The 19,842-nt window shown below is 56.3% G+C and carries 16 protein-coding genes; all 16 read left to right on the plus strand.

Annotation, left to right across the window (positions count from 1 at the left end; all coding sequences use genetic code 11):
• Positions 1-11 precede the first annotated feature (11 nt).
• The 16 genes from trbC to CDA56_RS30500 all read left to right on the plus strand — a co-directional run bounded on the left by trbC (position 12) and on the right by CDA56_RS30500 (position 19,831).
• Positions 12-629: a type-F conjugative transfer system pilin assembly protein TrbC gene (trbC, locus tag CDA56_RS30425; protein WP_064362903.1), complete on the plus strand. Its 618-nt coding sequence runs from the start codon at positions 12-14 to the stop codon at positions 627-629.
• A complete protein-coding gene (gene traN, locus CDA56_RS30430; RefSeq protein ID WP_064362901.1) occupies positions 626-2,506 on the plus strand; it encodes a type-F conjugative transfer system mating-pair stabilization protein TraN in 1,881 nt (626 codons plus the stop codon). Before trbC ends, traN begins: the two co-directional genes overlap by 4 nt.
• A gap of 37 nt (positions 2,507-2,543) precedes the next feature.
• Positions 2,544-2,825, plus strand: coding sequence for a hypothetical protein (locus tag CDA56_RS30435; protein ID WP_064174416.1), 282 nt, complete (start codon positions 2,544-2,546; stop codon positions 2,823-2,825).
• A complete protein-coding gene (locus CDA56_RS30440) occupies positions 2,815-3,042 on the plus strand; it encodes a conjugal transfer protein TrbE (protein WP_064174417.1) in 228 nt (75 codons plus the stop codon). The genes CDA56_RS30435 and CDA56_RS30440 overlap by 11 nt, the downstream gene beginning before the upstream one ends.
• Before the next feature lie 10 nt (positions 3,043-3,052).
• Positions 3,053-3,379: a hypothetical protein gene (locus tag CDA56_RS30445; protein ID WP_064362899.1), complete on the plus strand. Its 327-nt coding sequence runs from the start codon at positions 3,053-3,055 to the stop codon at positions 3,377-3,379.
• A gap of 18 nt (positions 3,380-3,397) precedes the next feature.
• A complete protein-coding gene (traF, locus tag CDA56_RS30450) occupies positions 3,398-4,150 on the plus strand; it encodes a type-F conjugative transfer system pilin assembly protein TraF (RefSeq protein ID WP_040118488.1) in 753 nt (250 codons plus the stop codon).
• Between the two features lie 10 nt (positions 4,151-4,160).
• Positions 4,161-4,400: a type-F conjugative transfer system pilin chaperone TraQ gene (gene traQ / locus CDA56_RS30455; protein WP_047722563.1), complete on the plus strand. Its 240-nt coding sequence runs from the start codon at positions 4,161-4,163 to the stop codon at positions 4,398-4,400.
• Positions 4,372-4,950, plus strand: a complete 579-nt coding sequence (gene trbB / locus CDA56_RS30460) for a type-F conjugative transfer system pilin assembly thiol-disulfide isomerase TrbB (RefSeq protein ID WP_064362897.1) — start codon at positions 4,372-4,374, stop codon at positions 4,948-4,950. Before traQ ends, trbB begins: the two co-directional genes overlap by 29 nt.
• On the plus strand, positions 4,937-6,307 hold the full coding sequence (traH, locus tag CDA56_RS30465) for a conjugal transfer pilus assembly protein TraH (protein ID WP_064362895.1): 1,371 nt from the start codon (positions 4,937-4,939) through the stop codon (positions 6,305-6,307). Before trbB ends, traH begins: the two co-directional genes overlap by 14 nt.
• On the plus strand, positions 6,307-9,177 hold the full coding sequence (gene traG / locus CDA56_RS30470) for a conjugal transfer mating-pair stabilization protein TraG (protein WP_064362893.1): 2,871 nt from the start codon (positions 6,307-6,309) through the stop codon (positions 9,175-9,177). The genes traH and traG overlap by 1 nt, the downstream gene beginning before the upstream one ends.
• A gap of 133 nt (positions 9,178-9,310) precedes the next feature.
• Positions 9,311-9,751, plus strand: coding sequence for a conjugal transfer protein TraS (locus tag CDA56_RS30475; RefSeq protein WP_224313869.1), 441 nt, complete (start codon positions 9,311-9,313; stop codon positions 9,749-9,751).
• Positions 9,752-9,986: 235 nt separating this feature from the next.
• Positions 9,987-12,287 (plus strand): type IV conjugative transfer system coupling protein TraD, encoded by a 2,301-nt coding sequence (traD, locus tag CDA56_RS30480; protein ID WP_064174013.1) that lies wholly within the window; start codon positions 9,987-9,989, stop codon positions 12,285-12,287.
• Complete coding sequence (gene traI, locus CDA56_RS30485; RefSeq protein WP_064362890.1) at positions 12,287-17,548, plus strand: conjugative transfer relaxase/helicase TraI; 5,262 nt, start codon at positions 12,287-12,289, stop codon at positions 17,546-17,548. The genes traD and traI overlap by 1 nt, the downstream gene beginning before the upstream one ends.
• 55 nt (positions 17,549-17,603) lie before the next feature.
• Entirely contained in the window at positions 17,604-18,329 is a 726-nt protein-coding gene (gene traX, locus CDA56_RS30490; protein WP_064362888.1) for a type-F conjugative transfer system pilin acetylase TraX, read from the plus strand.
• Between the two features lie 147 nt (positions 18,330-18,476).
• A complete protein-coding gene (locus CDA56_RS30495; protein WP_064362887.1) occupies positions 18,477-19,067 on the plus strand; it encodes a fertility inhibition protein FinO in 591 nt (196 codons plus the stop codon).
• Positions 19,068-19,228: 161 nt separating this feature from the next.
• The gene (locus CDA56_RS30500; protein ID WP_162825428.1) at positions 19,229-19,831 is read left to right on the plus strand and encodes a PIN domain-containing protein; all 603 of its coding nucleotides are present in this window, start codon (positions 19,229-19,231) and stop codon (positions 19,829-19,831) included.
• Positions 19,832-19,842: the final 11 nt, after the last annotated feature.

A 19,842-nucleotide genomic window follows, 5' to 3' on the forward strand; every position in this document is an offset into this window, starting at 1 on the left:
AGGAGTCTCCGATGAAATTTATCAAAGCGATGATAGTGATGGCCTTACTGACCATGAAGGTGTGTGGGGCCATTGGTCCGACAACTGAAGACAGAGCCTGGCTGAAACAACAGGAGAATTTAAGCGAGCAGCTGCGCCAGCATCCGGACAGACAGCTGCAGCAGGAGCTGGAAGCGCAGATTAAGCGCAACCCTCTTAACCGCTCAGACAGCCAGTTTATCGATAATCTTCTGAGCCAGCAGAAAGCAGTGAATCAGGAAAAGCCGACAGAAGGAGCACTGTATTTTGTCTCCTTCTCGATACCTGAAGAGGGACTGAAGCGCATGCTGCATGAAACCCGCCAGTACGGTATTCCGGCGACACTGCGGGGATTAATCAACAACGACATGAAGACCACTACTGACGCGGTGCTGCAGCTGGTAAAGGACGGTGTCACCGATGGCGTCCAGATCGATCCGACGCTGTACTCACAATACAACATCCGGAGTGTCCCGGCCCTGGTGGTGCGGTGTCAGACAGGGTATGACGTGGTGCGCGGCAATATTCGCCTGAAACAGGCGCTGGAGAAAGTGGCGGAAACAGGTGACTGCGCACAGACGGCCAGAACAATGCTGGGAGGTATCCGGTGAAAGAACTCCCGCTCATTCTGACACTACACGCCTCTGTCCTCAGTGCTTTCATCTGGCTTGCATCACCGGCCTGTGCTGACAGCGGTACCGATTATAAAGCCGGGTCGGATTTTGCGAAGCAGGTGCAGGGCAGCGGGATTGACTCGCTGAAAAACTTCAGTGGCGAGCAAAACCTGCCGGGGTATACCGACAGCCCGGACCAGACAAAATACTACGGTGGCGTCACCGCCGGCGGAGACAGCGCCCTGAAAGGTGACTCGGCCTCTGAGTTCAGCCAGGGCGAGACCGGTAAAACCATTACGGAATCGTTCACAAACCGGCCGCCGGACCTGATTTCACCGGATGCACCGTTTATTCAGTCGGCAAAAGACATCGAATCCCGGGCAGATACGATTGTCGGGGATACCGGACAGGCCTGTACGGCACAGGTCGTGAACCGCAGTGAATTCACGAACCACACCTGTGAGCGCGACCTTCAGGTTGAGCAGTACTGCACGCGGACGGCGACCATTACCGGTCACTATAACGATACGACGACGACAGAGGTGTACAGTGTGGCGCTGAAGGATGCCTGGCAGGAGGGCGACCAGGTGAAAGTCCGCTTCACCTTCGGTGTGACAGGGACGCTTATTCATGCAGAGGCGCAGTATTTCATTACCAGCCTGCCGAATTATGCGCCTCCGGGGCAGGCAAGGACGCTCTATGCCCTTGGCGGTTCGGTTCGTGTGGAAGGGGGGCAGGAGTGGAAAACCCTTTCCGGTGGCGGTTATCAGGTTGTGGAGGGCCGGGATGAGATTATGACCATTAAGCTGCATGACAGCTATTCGGTCAGCTACTTCGCCGGCATACTGGCCCGGAATCTCCGCTCCGGTTACATCACGCTGAACATCCGCGCCACAATGCAGGTCGCCTCAAAAGAGTGGGCGCCTGACGTCACCTGGGTTGAGAACTGCGCCTTTAACAAAGATGAAGGAAACAAAACATCGTCAGAATGTACTGAGCCGGGAGGTACGAAAGAGGTCTGGCAGGACGGGAAAGCGTACCCGGTTTATCAGGCCTGCTGGGCTTACAGGGACACGTACATTACTCAGCCTGCAGATTTTGGTGCCTGTCAGTCTCTGATGGATAACAAAGCCTGCACCCTGTCATCCCGCCAGTGCGCCTTTTACAGTGAGGACGGAAGCGGGACCTGTCTTCATGAGTACGCCACGTTCTCCTGTGAGACGCGGACCAGCGGGAAGCAGATGATTTGCGGCGGGGACTTGTTCTGCCTTGATGGCGAATGCGATAAGGCGGCCTCCGGGAAGAACAATGATTTTGGTCAGGCGGTCTCCGAACTGGCCGCCCTGGCCGCAGCCGGTAAGGACGTGGCTGAGATGGACGGCGTGAATGTCAGGGCCTTCACCGGCAATGCGAAATACTGCAAAAAGTTCGCCGCCGGATTCAGTAACTGCTGCAAGGACAGCGGCTGGGGCCAGGATGTGGGGCTGGCGCGCTGCAGCGGCGAAGATAAGGCGCTCGCGAAAGCCAAAGCCAACAAGCTGACCATCAGCATCGGGGAGTTTTGTTCGAAAAAAGTCCTGGGTGTCTGTCTGGAGAAAAAGCGCAGCTACTGTCAGTTTGATTCAAAACTGGCGCAGATTGTTCAGCAGCAGGGACGTAACGGCCAGCTGCATATCGGATTTGGTGGAGCGAAAAGCCCGGACTGTCGGGGTATCAGCGTGGACGAGCTTCAGCGTATTAACTTTGACCAGCTGGATTTCACGAACTTCATGGAGGATTTAATGAAGAACCAGTCTATTCCTGAGAACTCAGCGCTGACAGAAAAAACGAAAGAACGCATTAAAGAGCTTCTCACACAGTCTTCTGCAAAGTAACCCCTCTTTAATAACATACATATCTAAAGGTGATTAAATGGCCGCGTCATTCATGGTGGTTGTTCTGCTTGTGGTCTTTCTTTTTATTCCGACTGGTATTGCTTTATGCATGTCAGGCCGCAGTCTGCTCCTGATATTCCTGGGTGCCCTGACGTGCCAGGCCGCTGTTGCCGTTGCGTTTGCAGGACTGTCTGCACGGGGCTGGTCTGAGTCGATGGGGATGGGGGCGGCATCACTCATTTTCTACGTTATCGGGCTGCATAAGGCTGACGGTGTAAAACAGAATACTCGTAACGGGAGAGAAAAGAATGAAAGTTAATTTTCACAAACATCCTGCCGTCGATTTTTCTCTGAGACTGACGCTGACGGGAATTATCATTTCTCCGGTGCTGTACTTTTCATGGGATGCCGTCAAAGGAACATCAGGCAGCGATTATATCCTGAGCGTTATCTTTATTCTCTGCATGGGCGGTGTCGGGCTTATGAATTATCTGTTTTTTTCGGCGCTGACCAGGCTTTTACAGAAGGGAAAATAAAGGAGCAGGGATGGAAGAGAGAAAATCGTATGGAATGGTGATGCTGTTTGTCAGCGTGTTTGTTGTTTTTCTGGTGAGCATTATGTCTTACAGCCTGTGGCGGGACAAACAGATTAGTGCGTTCAGGACGACCAATCGTGCCTGGGGTATCCAGTGTGACCGGATTTCTCAGGCCGCCTGGGTGGTGAAAGCGGGTGAGCGGGTCGATTTAGAAATGGACCATCTTTTTTTGTATTGCGAGGGCGACCATTTTGTCGGGCGCGATGATGCCGGCAGACGCTCCATCACTCTCGATAAATTCATCGTCTATCAGCACATCTCACACCAGCCACACTGATTAAAACAGGTATTTAACATGCGAAAAATACACACCGCCCTTCTGGCGGGGTGCCTTTGCTGCACCCTGTTGCCGGCTTTCGCCAAAGATGCAGGCTGGCAGTGGTACAACGAGAAGCTGAAGTCCCGGGAAGCTGAAAAGCCGCCGGTACCGGCGGCCCCGCCACCGCAGATGGATATTCTCCAGAAGCAGGCTCTCCTGCAGCAGGCGACGAAGAAAGCCCTGGCGGAAGCCATTATGTACCCCTCGGTACCGGCCTTTGTGAAGTACTTCCGTCTGCAGAACTACTGGACGCAACAGGCAGGCCTGTTCTCGATGAGCGCGAAGAAGGCCATGCTGGCGCACCCGGAACTCGATTACAACCTGCAGTACAGCCACTACAACGGCACCGTAAAAAACCAGCTGGCCGCTGATTATGCCGAACAGCGCCGGGCCATCTCCACCCTCGCGCAGCATTTTGGCGTGATGTTCTTTTACCGGGGCCGCGAAGCCATCGACGGCCAGCTGGTCCAGGTGATTCAGAACTTCCGCGAAACCTATGGCCTGAGCGTGATACCGGTGTCAGTTGACGGTGTCATTAACCCCATGCTGCCCGACAGCCGGACGGACCAGGGACAGGCCGCACAGCTCGGCGTGAAGTACTTCCCCGCGATGATGCTGGTCGACCCGAAAAGCGGGCAGGTGAAGCCGCTGAGTTACGGCTTCATCAGCCAGGACGACCTGGCGAAACAGTTCCTCTATGTCTCCAGCGACTTTAAACCCAATTTTTAAGGAATGAGTGATGCGAAAGATTCGTTTTCCCGATTTAGACATTACCGGGATGTGGGTGCTGGCTGTGGGAGTGTTTTTTCACCTCATCGCCCGGCTTGTCAGGAAACAGCCTGAAATGGCCATGCAGGCCGCAGAAATTCTGGGTTTAGGAATGGTCATCTTCGGCGGGTACCGCATTCTCAATGCCCTCATTGCCGAAGCCGAAAAGGAGGAAAAAAACCGTGAAAAACAACCTGAAGAACACAACTAAAACAGCAATCAAAACGGCGGCCTTACTCCTGACCCTTTCCGGCATGGGGCACGGAGGGACGCTTGATGAGGTGAAGTCGCTCTGGGACCCGCAGGGTATCTCCGGTGCTTCATCTGCCTCCCGGCGGGATGGCGCTCCGCACGCGGTGACGCCGGCTTCTCAGCCCCGCTGGTTCCGGCTCAGCAACGGCAGGCAGGTGGACCTTCGGGACTGGAAAGTCGTGCTGTTCATGCAGGGGAAGTGCCCGTACTGCCATAAGTTTGACCCGGTCCTGAAGCAGCTGGCCACGCAGTACGGCTTCTCTGTCTTCCCCTATACCATTGACGGACAGGGCGATGAGGCCTTTCCGGAGGCGCTGCCGGTACCACCTGACGTGATGCAGACCTTTTTCCCCAATATCCCGGTGGCCACGCCGACCACGTTTCTGGTCAACGTGAATACGCTGGCGGCATATCCGGTTCTGCAGGGCGCCACGGATGCGCAGGGTTTTATGGCACGAGTCGATACGGTATTTCAGATGATGGGGGAGACAGGGAATGGGCGACATTAAGAGGGCCGCGCTGGCGGGCGGTTTTTTGCTGGGGCTGTCTCTCCCGGCAGCCGCCGATGTGAACGGCGATATGAATAACTTCTTCAACAAGCTGGGGTTCGCGTCCAATACCAGTCAGCCACAGGTCTGGCAGGGACAGGCGGCGGGCTATGCCTCCGGCGGTTCGCTGTATGCCAGAACGCAGGTGAAAACCATCCAGCTGGTCAGCATGACCCTGCCGGATATCAACGCCGGCTGCGGCGGCATCGATGCGTACCTGGGCTCATTCAGCTTCATTAACAGCGAGCAGCTGCAGCGCTTCGGCAAACAAATCATGTCCAATGCGGCGGGCTACTTCTTTGACCTTGCCCTGCAGACTACGGTACCCGAAATTAAAACGGCCAAAGACTTCCTCCAGAAGATGGCCAGCGACATCAACAGTATGAACCTCAGCTCCTGTCAGGCCGCACAGGGCATTGTGGGTGGTCTGTTCCCCCGCACCCAGGTGGCGCAGCAGAAGGTCTGCCAGGACATTGCCGGTGAGAGCAATATCTTTGCCGACTGGGCGGCATCGCGTCAGGGCTGTTCGGTTGGCGGGCAGATGGGCAAGGTGCAGGATAAAGCCAGCGATAAGGACAAGGAGCGCGTCATGAAGAACATCAACATCATGTGGAACGCCCTGTCCAAAAACCGGCTTTTTGACGGCAATAAGGAGCTGAAAGAGTTTGTGATGACGCTGACCGGGACGCTGATTTTTGGTGAGAACAGTGAGATTACGCCGCTGCCGGCGCGTACCACCGACCAGGACCTGATTAAAGCCATGATGGAAGGGGGGACGGCTAAAATCTACCACTGCAACGATTCTGAAAAATGCCTGAAAGTAGTCGCAGATGCGACGGTCACCATTGCCGCCGACAAGGCGCTTAAGAGCCAGATTTCGACACTTCTGAGCAGTATTCAGAGCAAGGCGGTAATGGACCAGACCCTGACGGAGCAGGAGAAGGGCTTTATCTCCAGCACCACCATCCCGGTGTTCAAATACATTGTCGACCCGCAGATGCTGGGTATTTCAAACACGCTGATTTATCAGCTGACGGACTATATCGGCTACGACATTCTCCTGCAGTACATCCAGGAGCTTATTCAGCAGGCCCGGGCCATGATTGCCACAGGCAACTATCCGCAGTCGACAATGGATTTAATTCTGGAAAACCTGAATCAGGCAAGCGTACAGATTGCCGCCTTTCAGGCGCGTGTTCAGGTCCAGCAGGATGCGATGCTGGTTGTTGACCGGCAGATGAGTTACATGCGTCAGCAGGTGTCCGCCCGCATGATGACCCGCTACCAGAACAACTACCATTTCGGAGGGAGCCTCTGATGACGCCACTTGAAATCTACACCATCGCCGGGGGCGACTGGCTGCGGGGTAATCTCAATGCCATCGCGGCGTTCATGGGGACCGCCACCTGGTCGTCCATTGAGAAAATGTGCATCGCGTTTTCGGTGCTGATTGTGGCCGTCAGCTGGGTGAAAAAACACAACATCATGGACCTTGTCGGCTGGGTGTTTTCCCTGACCCTGGTCTCGATGCTGGTTGTCGTCCGTACACCTGTACAGATAATCGACTACAGCAACGTGGCGCAGGTCTACAAAGTGGATAACGTCCCGGTTGGTCTGGCTATTCCGGCATCGCTGACCACGCGTGTGGGTAATGCCCTGGTACAGAGCTACGAGATGATTTTCTCCCTGCCTGACAGTGTGACCTACAGTAAGACCGGGATGCTGTTTGGCGGAAACCTGGTGGCGAAAAGCACCGATTTTGTTTCGCAGAACCCCGAAATCACCACCCTGTTCTCCGACTATGTCCAGAACTGCGTGATGGGCGATATCTTTCTCAACGGTAAATACACCCTTGAGGAGCTGATGAACTCCTCTGACCCGTACACGCTGATATTTTCAAAGCCCAGTCCGCTGCGTCAGGTACCCAATCACGACTATAAGTTTCTTGAAAAGCCGGAACTGGGCTCGGCCTTTATCAGTTGCCAGGTGGCAGCGACACAGCTTAAACAACGGCTGGCGCTCGACTCCCAGACTGGCGGGAAGACCTGGAGCTACTATGCGCGCCAGCTGTTCGGTGGCAAACCCAATCCGGACCTGCTGTTCAGCCAGATGATAGGCGACAGCTACGGATACTTCTATAACGCCAGCCAGAGTGCCGGGCAGATTATCCGCCAGAACGTCACCATGAATGCGCTGCGTAACGGTCTCCAGAGCTACGCGTCCCGCAGCGGCGACACGGCAAGCCTCGTGAACATCGCCAACACCACGTCGCTGGAAAAGCAGCGTCTGGCACAGGCCACGATGGGGCATCAGGCCCTGCGCTCTCTGCCGATGATGCAGACGGTGATCATGGGCATCATGATTGGGTTGTTCCCCATACTGATTATGAGCGCGATGTTCAACATGATGACGCTGCAGGTGATAAAGGGCTACGCGTTTGCCCTGGTATGGCTACAGTCCTGGCCGCTGGTCTACTCCATCCTGAACAGCGCGATGGCCTACTACGCAAAACAGAACGGTGTCCCGGTGGTCCTCTCAGAGCTCTCTCAGGTGCAGCTCAAGAACTCAGATATTGCGACCACGGCCGGGTATATCTCGATGATGATACCGCCGCTCACCTGGTATATGGTCAAGAACCTCGGGGCCGGCTTCTCCAGTGCTTACAGCCACTTTGCCTCCTCGGGACTCAGTTCGACGTCTCAGGCGGCATCCGGTGTCGTCGATGGCAACTATTCCTTCGCCAATATGCAGATGGAGAATGTCAGCGGCTACAACTGGGGCACCAACAGTTCAACCAGCTTCGGGCAGATGTCGCGGCAGCTTGGGAACGGAGGCATGGAAACACAGACCGGGGACGGGACGACACTCTGGGATGCGCGCTCCTCTAAGATTCCGGTGGATATCAACGTCAGCCGGCAACTGGCCAGTGCCAATCAACAGATGGCCCGCGAGACAGATGTGCAGGCACAGAGTCACCTGCATGGTTATAACAGCAGCGTGACGAGCGCCTGGAACAGCCTGAAGCAGTTTGGCACAAATATGGGTACCAGTGCATCGACGACGAGTGGGGCCGATAATACTGAGTCGTCGCAGGATGCGAAAATGGCCAGTCAGATGATGAATGCTTCAAAGGCATTCTCGAAAGCGACCGGCATGAGAGATGAGCAGTCGTTCCAGCATCTGATGGACGAGTCATCAAGAGGAACGATAACGGGCGAGGCATACGGCGGCATTCAGTGGAACACGGGTGATCAGCTGCTCGGAAAAGCGGGAAAACTGTTTACCGGCGCCAGTGCTCAGGGGGGGCTAAAACTTTCGGCCAGTGGTTCCGGAAGTACCGGTTCAACTGATTCTGTGGGGCAGTCAGGAAGTCGCTCTCAGGACAGTCGTCAGGATGCCACTGCTCAGGCAGCAAAAGATTTCAAAGAGAGTTACGATTACTTTAATAGCCGTAAAACCACTACATCAGGAAATGTTACTGATAATAATGCCAGCTCGCGTGTTGACCAGTTTGCCGCGTCACTCTCCAGTGCCAAAAACAGCTATGACCAGTATACAAACAGCCGGACACGTAGTCATGAATACAGTGAGATGGCATCGCGCACAGAGAGTATGAGCGGCCAGATGAACGAAAATCTGACTCAGCAGTTTGCGAGTTTTGTTCAGCAGCGTGATCCACACAATGCCAGCAATATTCTGACGAACACAACCTCTCCGGAGATCGCCGCGCAACGTGAAGCTCTGGCGCGTGAATTCGTCAAAGCGCAGGTTGAACCAAAGATTGATGGTGCTTATCAACAGGGTCGCGAAAGCATTGGTCAGAATATGCCTGGGGTGTCCGGTGGGAGTGATAGCAGTACCGTGATGGCGGATTACGGGCGTAATAGTGGTAATATTAATGAGATGACAAGGGATGCAGGGATTAAAGAGAACGTGGCCCAGAGCGTCGAAGGGATGATTGCTGAGAATAAACAAACTCATCAGGAAACCAGTCAGAAGATAGACCAGCAGGGTGGTGATGTGAGAAAACAGCAGACCGATCTGGAAAACCACCACAAAACAGAAGGAAATAATTTTACGGGTGAATATAATAAAGATATTGACAATCAGAAGGAAAATCCGATCTGGAATACAACAAGGAAATTCAAAGAAAGAGCGGAAAAACAAACGGAAAAATTTAATAAATAATTGTTGGTGAGATTGGGATATGATATCAAACAAGCAGATATTACAGGAAGTTGAAAGGCTTAAAATTAATTTTAAAAATGGTGATGTAGAAGTTCCTAATATGTGGCGATGTTTCTGGCCAGGACTTTCAATAATGGTCTGGATGGTTGGCTTGCCTTTGATATTATATGGGTGGAAAATGTTTCTTTTAGATCCGCCTAATGTTGCACGTACTGCCATCGCAGCTTCGGTCGTAATTGGATTTGCTGCCGGGCTTTTTATCATGCTAAACGTTGTTAACGCCAGGGCTTTATATCTTTCGATCCCCGAATCTTTTCGCGACACGTCAGTGCTGTGTCGGTTTATTTCCACCAAGTTCAGGGGGTACCTGTTTACGTACCTGATCGGCTATGCCACGCTGATCGTGATATGTTCGCTCTTTGTTTATGGTCCGATTTACTCCTGTATCTTAACTATTGTGTTGTCATTCGGCCTTATGATTTACATGAATGTCGATCTTAATCGCTATCAACTGACCGCCCTGACCTCGTTGCTGGAATCTATCAAGGGTAAAGAAACAAAGACAGTTCAATGAGTTATTCTTTGAGTTTAACTGTCCGGGTATTAAGTACGGATTAGTTAAGCTCACTCGGCAAGATCTTCATTTCTATTTTTATCTTAAACGGTGAGCTGGTGTGCAATTTATTGTGCACCTGTGAGGTGTTGCCGCCATCGGCGGAATGATTTAATCACACAGCAATTACCTTCTGCCGGCTAGCTTTCTGCTATCCGGCATTCCTTCCTCAATGGTTTACTGACGGATTATTGCCATGAGTTTTAATGCCAAAGATATGACGCAGGGCGGTCAGATCGCCAATATGCGTTTCCGTATGTTCGGTCAGATTGCCAATATTATATTTTATGTGCTGTTTATTTTATTCTGGGTGTTATGTGGCCTGATGCTGATGTACCGGCTCAGCTGGCAGACGTTTGTTAACGGCTGCGTGTACTGGTGGTGTACGACGCTCGGTCCCATGCGCGATATTATTCGCTCCCAGCCCGTCTACACCATTCAGTATTACGGCCAGTCGCTGGAATATACCTCAGAACAAATCCTGGCCGATAAATACACTATCTGGTGCGGTGAGCAGCTGTGGACCAGTTTTGTGTTTGCGGCCGTGGTTTCCCTCGTTATCTGTATCGTGACGTTCTTTGTCGCCAGCTGGGTGCTGGGACGTCAGGGTAAGCAGCAGAGTGAGGATGAGAATACCGGCGGGCGCCAGCTTTCCGACAAGCCCAAAGAAGTGGCCCGCCAGATGAAGCGTGATGGTATGGCCTCGGACATTAAAATTGGCGACCTGCCGATACTGCTGAACTCTGAAATCCAGAACTTCTGTCTCCACGGTACCGTGGGCTCCGGTAAGTCTGAGGTGATACGCCGTCTGCTGAACTACGTCCGCGCCCGGGGCGATATGGCCATCATCTACGACCGCTCCTGTGAGTTTGTCAAAAGCTACTACGACCCGTCGCTCGATAAAATCCTCAACCCGCTGGACTCGCGCTGTGCCGCGTGGGATTTGTGGAAAGAGTGCCTGACGCTGCCGGACTTCGATAACGTTTCGAACACCCTTATCCCGATGGGCACCAAAGAGGACCCGTTCTGGCAGGGTTCAGGGCGCACCATCTTTGCCGAAGGCGCGTATCTGATGCGCGAAGACAAGGACCGCAGCTACGAGAAGCTGGTTGATACCATGCTCTCCATCAAAATCGACAAGCTGCGCGCCTATCTGCAGAACACCCCGGCGGCGAACCTGGTGGAAGAAAAAATTGAGAAAACCGCTATCAGTATCCGTGCGGTGCTGACCAACTACGTCAAGGCCATCCGCTACCTGCAGGGCATTGAGAAGAATGGCGAGCCGTTCACTATCCGGGACTGGATGCGCGGTGTGCGTGAGGACAGGCCCAATGGCTGGCTGTTCATCTCCTCCAATGCAGACACGCATGCTTCCCTGAAGCCCGTTATCTCCATGTGGCTGTCGATTGCTATCCGGGGTCTGCTGGCTATGGGGGAGAACCGCAACCGGCGCGTGTGGATTTTTGCTGATGAGCTTCCCACGCTGCACAAGCTGCCGGACCTGGTCGAAATCCTGCCGGAAGCGCGTAAGTTCGGCGGCTGCTATGTGTTTGGTATTCAGTCCTACGCCCAGCTGGAAGACATCTATGGCGTGAAACCCGCCGCCACGCTCTTTGACGTGATGAACACCCGGGCCTTCTTCCGTTCTCCCAGCAGGGAAATAGCGGAGTTTGCCGCCGGTGAGATTGGTGAGAAGGAAATCCTCAAGGCCAGCGAACAGTACTCCTACGGTGCAGACCCGGTGCGTGACGGGGTATCGACCGGGAAAGAAAAAGAGCGTGAAACGCTGGTCAGCTACTCCGATATTCAGACGCTGCCGGACCTGTCCTGCTATGTCACGCTGCCCGGGCCGTATCCGGCTGTGAAGCTCGCTCTCAAATACAAACCGCGCCCGAAAATTGCTGAGGGATTTATTCAGCGCACTCTCGATACGCGGGTGGATGCACGGCTTAGTGCTCTGCTGGAAGCGCGGGAGGCCGAAGGCAGTCTGGCGCGGGCGCTTTTCACGCCGGATGCGCCGGAGCCTGAACAGAGTGATGCAGACAGCAGGACATCGCCCGGACAGCCAGAGCCGGAAAGCGCCCCGGTCTCACCTGCACCCGTGAAGTCCGCGTCGACAGCTGAAACGCTGGCCGCACAGCCATCCGTTAAGGCGTCAGAAGCGCCACAGGCTAAAGTCACGACCGTACCGTTAACCCGTCCTGTACCGGCAGCCACCACTACTGCTGCTGCCAGCGCGACAGGGTCTTCTGCTGCGGCGACGGCCACGACCGGCGGCACCGAACAGGAGTTGGCTCAGCAGCCTGCAGAGCAGGGACAGGAGATGATGCCGGCTGGCATGAATGAGGACGGTGAAATCGAAGACATGCAGGCGTATGACGCCTGGCTGGCTGATGAGCAGACGCAGCGCGAGATGCAGCGGCGTGAAGAGGTCAACATTAACCACAGCCACCGCCGCGATGAGCAGGATGATATTGAGATTGGAGGGAATTTCTGATGATGTCGATTGGCTCCGTCAAGTCGGCCGGGAGTGCCAGTAATTACTATACAGACAAAGACAATTACTACGTCATCGGCAGCATGGAGGAACGCTGGCAGGGCAAAGGGGCGGAAGCGCTGGGTCTGGACGGAAAAGCGGTCGACAAGGCCGTGTTCACCGAACTACTGAAAGGGAAACTGCCGGATGGCAGCGACCTGACCCGGATGCAGGACGGCGCCAATAAGCACCGGCCGGGTTATGACCTGACCTTTTCGGCGCCCAAAAGCGTGTCGGTGATGGCGATGCTGGGCGGTGATAAACGTCTTATCGATGCCCACAACCAGGCGGTGACGGTAGCCGTGAAACAGCTGGAGACTCTGGCGGCAACCCGTGTCATGACGGACGGAAAAAGCGAAACGGTACTGACCGGCAATCTGATTGTGGCGAAATTCAACCACGATACGAACCGTAATCAGGAGCCGCAGCTGCACACCCATGCCGTCGTTATCAATGCCACGCAGAACGGGGACAAGTGGCAGTCTCTCGGCACCGATACGGTTGGTAAAACGGGTTTTATCGAGAATGTGTACGCTAACCAGACAGCCTTCGGGAAACTCTACCGGGAGGCGCTGAAACCCCTGGTGGAAAAGCTCGGGTATGAGACAAAGGTGGTGGGCAAGCACGGCATGTGGGAGATGAAGGACGTGCCGGTAGAGGCGTTTTCCACGCGCAGCCAGGAGCTCAGGGAGGCGGCAGGACCCGATGCGTCCCTGAAGTCCCGGGATGTGGCCGCGCTCGATACCCGCAAGTCGAAGGAAGCCATCGATCCGGCAGAGAAGATGGTGGAGTGGATGAACACGCTGAAGGAGACCGGCTTCGACATCCGTGGCTACCGTGAAGCTGCTGACGCGCATGCAGCAGAGCTGGCCCGCGCACCCGTAGCGCCGGAGAAGACCGACGGGCCGGATATCACGGATGTGGTGACCCGGGCCATTGCCGGTCTCAGCGACCGCAAGGTGCAGTTTACGTATGCCGATGTGCTGGCGCGCACGGTTGGCCAGCTGGAGGCAAAGCCGGGGGTGTTTGAACTGGCGCGGACGGGCATCGATGCGGCGATTGAACGGGAGCAGCTTATCCCGCTCGACCGGGAGAAAGGCCTGTTCACCTCAAACATTCACGTCCTTGATGAGCTCTCTGTGAAAGCGCTCAGCCAGGAAATCCAGCGGCAGAACCACGTCTCCGTCACGCCGGATGCCGGTGTTGTGCGCGAAAAACCCTTCAGCGATGCGGTCAGCGTCCTGGCGCAGGACCGTCCGGCGATGGGGATTGTCGCCGGTCAGGGCGGCGCGGCAGGCCAGCGGGAGCGGGTGGCCGAGCTGACGCTGATGGCCCGGGAGCAGGGGCGCGACGTGCATATCCTCGCCGCCGATAATCGCTCCCGGGAATTTCTTGCCGGGGATGCGCGACTGGCCGGAGAAACCGTCACAGGCAAATCTGCCCTGCAGGACGGGACGGCGTTTATCCCGGGCGGGACCTTAATTGTCGACCAGGCAGAGAAGCTGAGCCTGAAGGAGACGATTTCCCTGCTCGATGGCGCCATGCGCCATAACGTGCAGGTCCTGCTCTCCGACAGCGGCAAGCGCAGTGGAACCGGGAGCGCGCTGACAGTCCTGAAAGACAGCGGCGTGAACACCTACCGGTGGCAGGGCGGAAAACAGGCGACGGCAGACATCATCAGTGAGCCGGACAAGAGTGCGCGCTACAGCCGGCTGGCACAGGAGTTTGCCGCCAGCGTGCGCGAAGGGCAGGAGAGCGTGGCGCAAATCAGCGGCACGCGTGAGCAGAATGTCCTGAACAACGTTATCCGCGACACCCTCAAAAATGAGGGGGCGCTCGGCAACCGGGACATGGCGGTGACCGCGCTGACGCCGGTGTGGCTGGACAGTAAGAGCCGGGGAGTGCGGGACTTTTACCGTGAGGGCATGGTCATGGAGCGGTGGGACCCTGAGGCCCGAAAGCATGACCGCTTTGTCATTGACCGTGTGACGGCCAGCAGCAACATGCTGACCCTGAAAGACCGCGAGGGGGAGCGTCTGGACCTGAAAGTCTCCGCCGTCGACAGCCAGTGGACGCTGTTTCGCACGGATAAGCTGCCGGTGGCAGAGGGCGAACGTCTGGCGGTACTCGGGAAAATCCCCGACACGCGCCTGAAGGGCGGGGAAAGTGTCACGGTGCTGAAAGCGGAAGCCGGGCAGCTGACGGTTCAGCGGCCCGGGCAGAAAACCACGCAGACGCTTCCTGTCGGCAGCAGCCCGTTTGACGGTATCAAGGTCGGCCACGGCTGGGTGGAGAGTCCCGGCCGGTCGGTCAGCGAGACGGCGACCGTCTTTGCCTCGGTCACGCAGCGCGAACTCGACAATGCCACGCTCAACCAGCTGGCGCAGAGCGGGAACCATATCCGGCTGTACTCGGCGCAGGACGCGGCCCGCACCACAGAGAAACTGGCGCGCCACACCGCGTTCAGTGTGGTCTCAGAGCAGCTGAAGGCCCGCTCGGGAGAAGCAGACCTGGAGGCGGCCATCGCACAGCAGAAAGCCGGACTGCATACCCCGGCAGAGCAGGCTGTTCACCTTTCCATCCCGCTGCTGGAGAGCAACAGCCTGACCTTTACCCGGCCGCAGTTGCTGGCCGCAGCTCTGGAAACCGGCGACGGCAAAGTCCCGATGAAGGACATAGAGGCAACCATTCAGGCGCAGATTAAGGCAGGCAGTCTGCTGAATGTGCCGGTGGCCTCCGGCCACGGCAATGACCTGCTGATTTCCCGCCAGACCTGGGATGCGGAGAAAAGCGTCCTGACGCGGGTGCTGGAAGGTAAGGATGCGGTGGCACCGCTGATGGGCCGGGTGCCGGGCAGCCTCATGACAGACCTGACCGCCGGACAGCGTGCGGCAACCCGGATGATACTCGAGACCCCGGACCGGTTCACTGTGGTTCAGGGCTATGCCGGGGTGGGGAAAACCACGCAGTTCAAAGCTGTGATGAGCGCCATCAGCCTGCTGCCGGAAGAGACGCGCCCGCGCGTCATTGGTCTGGGGCCGACACACCGCGCCGTGGGCGAGATGCAGAGCGCCGGCGTCGACGCGCAGACGACCGCCTCATTCCTTCACGACACGCAGCTGCAGCAGCGCAACGGCCAGACGCCGGATTTCAGCAACACGCTGTTCCTGCTCGATGAGAGCTCGATGGTCGGGCTGGCAGACACCGCGAAAGCGCTCTCCCTGATTGCGGCCGGGGGAGGCCGTGCCGTACTCAGCGGCGATACCGACCAGCTGCAGTCCATCGCGCCGGGCCAGCCGTTCCGTCTGATGCAACAGCGCAGCGCGGCTGATGTGGCCATCATGAAAGAAATCGTGCGCCAGGTGCCTGAGCTGAGACCGGCGGTCTACAGCCTGATTGACCGGGATATCAGCCGTGCGCTGTCCACTATTGAGCAGGTCACGCCTGAGCAGGTGCCCAGAAAGGACGGCGCCTGGGTACCTGAAAACTCGGTCACAGAATTCACGCCGGCACAGGAGAAAGCGATACAGGATGCGTTGAAGGAGGGTAAGGAAATACCGCCTGGCACGCCAGTGTCCCTTCATGATGCGATTGTGAAGGACTACACCGGGCGCACCCCGGCGGCGCAGGCGAGTACGCTCATCATCACGCATCTGAACGCAGACCGCCGGGCGCTCAACGGGCTCATCCATGATGCGCGTGTACAGAATGGCGAGGTCAGTAAAGAGGAGGTGACCCTGCCGGTACTGGTCACGAGCAATATCCGTGACGGTGAGCTGCGTAAGCTGTCCACCTGGTCAGAGCATCAGGGGGCAGTGGCTCTTCTGGATAACACCTACCAGCGGATTGAGAGCGTCGATAAGGAGAACCAGCTCATCACCCTTAAGGACAATGAGGGTAACATTCGTCTTCTCTCTCCCCGGGAGGCCTCAGCGGAGGGCGTCACGCTCTATCGCCCGGAGCACATCACCGTCTCACAGGGTGACCGGATGCGCTTCAGCAAAAGCGACCCGGAGCGGGGTTACGTCGCCAACAGCGTGTGGGAGGTGAAAACGGTCTCGGGTGACAGTGTCACGCTGTCTGACGGTAAAACCACCCGCACACTGAACCCGAAGGCCGATGAAGCGCAGCGCCACATCGACCTTGCCTACGCCATCACCGCCCACGGCGCGCAGGGGGCCAGCGAACCTTTCGCCATCGCACTCGAAGGCGTGGAAGGGCGCCGGAAAGCGCTGGTCAGCTTTGAGTCGGCCTACGTGGCGCTGTCGCGCATGAAACAGCACGCGCAGGTCTACACCGACAACCGGGAGGGCTGGACCACAGCGGTCAGCCGTTCTCAGGAGAAGGCCAGTGCGCATGACGTGCTCGAACCGCAGAACGCCCGGGCGGTGAAGAATGCCGGTCAGCTCTATGGTCGTGCACAGCCGCTGGATGAAACCGCCGCAGGCCGCGCTGCCCTGCAACAGTCAGGTCTGGCCAGAGGCCGCTCTCCGGGTAAATTCATCTCACCCGGTAAAAAATACCCGCAGCCACATGTGGCCCTGCCGGCATTCGATAAAAACGGCAAAGAGGCCGGTATCTGGCTCAGTCCGCTGACCGACAGGGACGGGCGGCTGGAGGCCATCGGGGGCGAGGGGCGGATTATGGGGGATGAAACGGCCCGGTTTGTCGCCCTGCAGAGCAGCCGCAACGGCGAAAGTCTGCTGGCCGGAAATATGGGCGAAGGCGTCAGGATTGCACGTGATAACCCCGACAGCGGGGTGGTTGTCCGGCTGGCCGGAGATGACCGCCCCTGGAACCCGGAGGCCATCACCGGCGGTCGCATCTGGGCTGATCCCCTGCCGAATCCTCCGCTCCCTGATACCGGTACTGACATCCCGCTCCCGCCGGAAGTGCTGGCACAGCGTGCTGCAGAAGAGGCACAGCGCCGGGAGATGGAAAAGCAGGCGGAACAGGCCACCCGGGAAGTAGCCGGGGAGGAGAAGAAAGCGGGCGAGCCAGGCGAGCGGATAAAAGAGGTTATCGGGGACGTGATTCGCGGTCTGGAACGTGACCGCCCGGGCGAAGAGAAAACACGGCTGCCGGATGACCCACAGACGCGACGCCAGGAGGCCGCGATACAGCAGGTCGCCTCAGAGAGTCTGCAGCGCGAGCGTCTGCAGCAGATGGAGCGGGACATGGTGCGCGACCTGAACCGGGAGAAAACCCTCGGCGGCGACTGACGCGCCTGCAGTTTTTGTCAGGCACAGCAATATCAGGGATAAAAAGGGAATAACGATGACAACACATGTAATACGCGTCAGCGCCGCAGACCGCTGGCTTAAGGCTCTGCTGGCCTGGACGCCCGGGCAGACAGATATCATCAAAACGGTGGCGCTGGTTCTGATGGTTATTGACCACACGGGACTCCTGCTGACCCATAACAACGAGCTCATGCGCCTGCTGGGGCGGGGCTGCTTTCCGCTGTTCGGTCTGGTCTGGGGGATGAATCTGGCCCGGCACGCGGATATCCGCCAGTCGCAGCTGAACAGCCTCTGGGGCTGGGCGCTGGTCGCCCAGGTGCCGTTCATGCTCATCGGATATCCGTGGTACGCAGGGAATATCCTGTTCGCCTTTGCCGTCACCGGTCAGGCGCTGCGGTGGTTCAGCCTGCCGTTCTGGCGTTACACCTTCGCCGCCATGGCCATCGTTGCCGTCTGGATACCGTTCTCCTGTGGCAGCTACGGCATGGCCGGGGTGGCCATGCTCACCGTCAGCTGGCTGCTCTGCCGCGCACAGACTTCGCGGGAGCGACTCGGGTGCGGGGTGTTGTGGGCCATCATGGTGTTACTGATGAACCCGAATGACGCCGGTGAATCACTGGCCGGGCTGGCCATAGCGATTCTCGTATTAATGGTGTGTTCATCGGTCGGAGGGGAGATTAAACGGTTCTGGCCACGGCATTTCTTTGTGATGTTCTATGCCGTGCACCTGGCGGTGCTGGGGATAGTGGCGACGATGTAAAAAATCCCGGAGGTCATCCGGGAAATGACATGGTGTCCAAACGCGTTACAAACGGAACCACCGCCCTTATTTCTCAGGAACAGGAAAGGGCGATGCCGTTCAGGTATAGTAACCTTTATTATCTGAACTGAACTATAGGCAATTGTTATGGCAGAAGAAAAACGCCCTGTACTGAGCCTCAAACGAAAGCCTGCGGCGGAAAGCACAGGAACGGATGTCACAAGCACACCGGGCGTCGTTCGCCGCAAAAAAGTCGTGGTGGTCTCGACGCCGCCCGCCTGGAAGGTCAAGAAAGAGAAGCTGGAGCAGGCGAAAAAGACTGCCGAAGCCGCTGCACGCCAGACAGCAGAAGAAGCGGTGAAAGCAGCAAAGACTCCGCCTCCTGTTCGTTATCTTCAGCTGCTGCCGCCGGAGCAGGCTATCATGACCCTGAAGGCGTTCTGGCCGCAGCTGTTTGAGGGTAACGCCCCGCGCCTGCTGGCAACCGGGATGCGTGAACAGCTGTTTGCCGATATCGCGGAGCGCGACCTGCCGCTGTCGCATAAGCAGGTGATTAAGTGCCTGAAAAGCCTGACCCGGTCGGCGGGTTATCTGTCCCGGATGCGGGAAGGTACCTCCCGCTATGACCTGCAGGGAAATATTGTGGCCACCGTTACAGCCGATGAAGCGAAGTACGCCGGTGAGCGTATGATGAAAGAGCTGCTGCGGGCTGAACGAAAGATGAGTCAGACCCTTTAATTATATTTACCCATTTCTGATAAATATACCCGGGAATCCTCAGCTAATAGATGTAACGAAAATTAGCTGAGGGTATGCCTGAAATAGCAACAGGTATTCATTTAATATTTTGCCGCATTACAGGCTGCGGCATCATGACTGTCCGTGCTGACAGATTCTGGATGATGATGACTGAAAAAATTATTGCTCTCGTAGATTATGAAAATATTGGTACACTTGAAAGTATCAGTCTGTCCCGTTATGAACGTCTTATTTTATTTACCGGGCCTCAGCAGGAGTTTATACGTTTTCCAGCTGTAACGTATGCAGGTGATATATCGGTAAGCGTATTCCAGGTTGCGAATGTGTCAAAAAATAATGTGGACTTCCATCTGGTGTTTGAACTGGGAAGACTTAGCGCGACTGCACCGGAAGAGACGATATTTCATATTATCTCGAATGATAAAGGCTATGATGGTGTGATTGACGCGCTATGCAGGGCAGGGAGACGATGTTGCCGTATATCATTACCGTACTCTGCAGAGAAGCCGAAGACGGCACCTGTGGTAATCAGTAACGATGAAGTACTGCGCCTGACCGATAAAGTCCAGTCATTAAGTAAAAAATCTGCGGGGAACCGCCCCGCGAATACTTCATCCCTGATGAATTATATTAAATCCCTGTCCGGTAATACAAAAGGCATGGCGCTTTATGGGCGCGTTAAGGAGGAATTAATCAGGCGTGGTGTGATTGCCGTGTATGAGAAAACAGTGGTCTGGCGATAATAAAAGTAAGA

It is taken from the genome of Klebsiella michiganensis (assembly GCF_002925905.1).
Taxonomy (GTDB): Bacteria; Pseudomonadota; Gammaproteobacteria; order Enterobacterales; family Enterobacteriaceae; genus Klebsiella; species Klebsiella michiganensis.

Bases quoted from the DNA above. Each gene is read 5' to 3' on its own strand.
- traD (WP_064174013.1), top strand. From the start codon at position 9,987: ATGAGTTTTAATGCCAAAGATATGACGCAGGGCGGTCAGATCGCCAAT.
- CDA56_RS30475 (WP_224313869.1), top strand. From the start codon at position 9,311: ATGGTCTGGATGGTTGGCTTGCCTTTGATATTATATGGGTGGAAAATG.
- traF (WP_040118488.1), top strand. From the start codon at position 3,398: ATGCGAAAAATACACACCGCCCTTCTGGCGGGGTGCCTTTGCTGCACC.
- trbC (WP_064362903.1), top strand. From the start codon at position 12: ATGAAATTTATCAAAGCGATGATAGTGATGGCCTTACTGACCATGAAG.
- CDA56_RS30435 (WP_064174416.1), top strand. From the start codon at position 2,544: ATGGCCGCGTCATTCATGGTGGTTGTTCTGCTTGTGGTCTTTCTTTTT.
- traX (WP_064362888.1), top strand. From the start codon at position 17,604: ATGACAACACATGTAATACGCGTCAGCGCCGCAGACCGCTGGCTTAAG.
- CDA56_RS30445 (WP_064362899.1), top strand. From the start codon at position 3,053: ATGGAAGAGAGAAAATCGTATGGAATGGTGATGCTGTTTGTCAGCGTG.
- CDA56_RS30495 (WP_064362887.1), top strand. From the start codon at position 18,477: ATGGCAGAAGAAAAACGCCCTGTACTGAGCCTCAAACGAAAGCCTGCG.
- CDA56_RS30440 (WP_064174417.1), top strand. From the start codon at position 2,815: ATGAAAGTTAATTTTCACAAACATCCTGCCGTCGATTTTTCTCTGAGA.
- traG (WP_064362893.1), top strand. From the start codon at position 6,307: ATGACGCCACTTGAAATCTACACCATCGCCGGGGGCGACTGGCTGCGG.
- CDA56_RS30500 (WP_162825428.1), top strand. From the start codon at position 19,229: ATGATGATGACTGAAAAAATTATTGCTCTCGTAGATTATGAAAATATT.
- traQ (WP_047722563.1), top strand. From the start codon at position 4,161: ATGCGAAAGATTCGTTTTCCCGATTTAGACATTACCGGGATGTGGGTG.
- traH (WP_064362895.1), top strand. From the start codon at position 4,937: ATGGGCGACATTAAGAGGGCCGCGCTGGCGGGCGGTTTTTTGCTGGGG.
- traI (WP_064362890.1), top strand. From the start codon at position 12,287: ATGATGTCGATTGGCTCCGTCAAGTCGGCCGGGAGTGCCAGTAATTAC.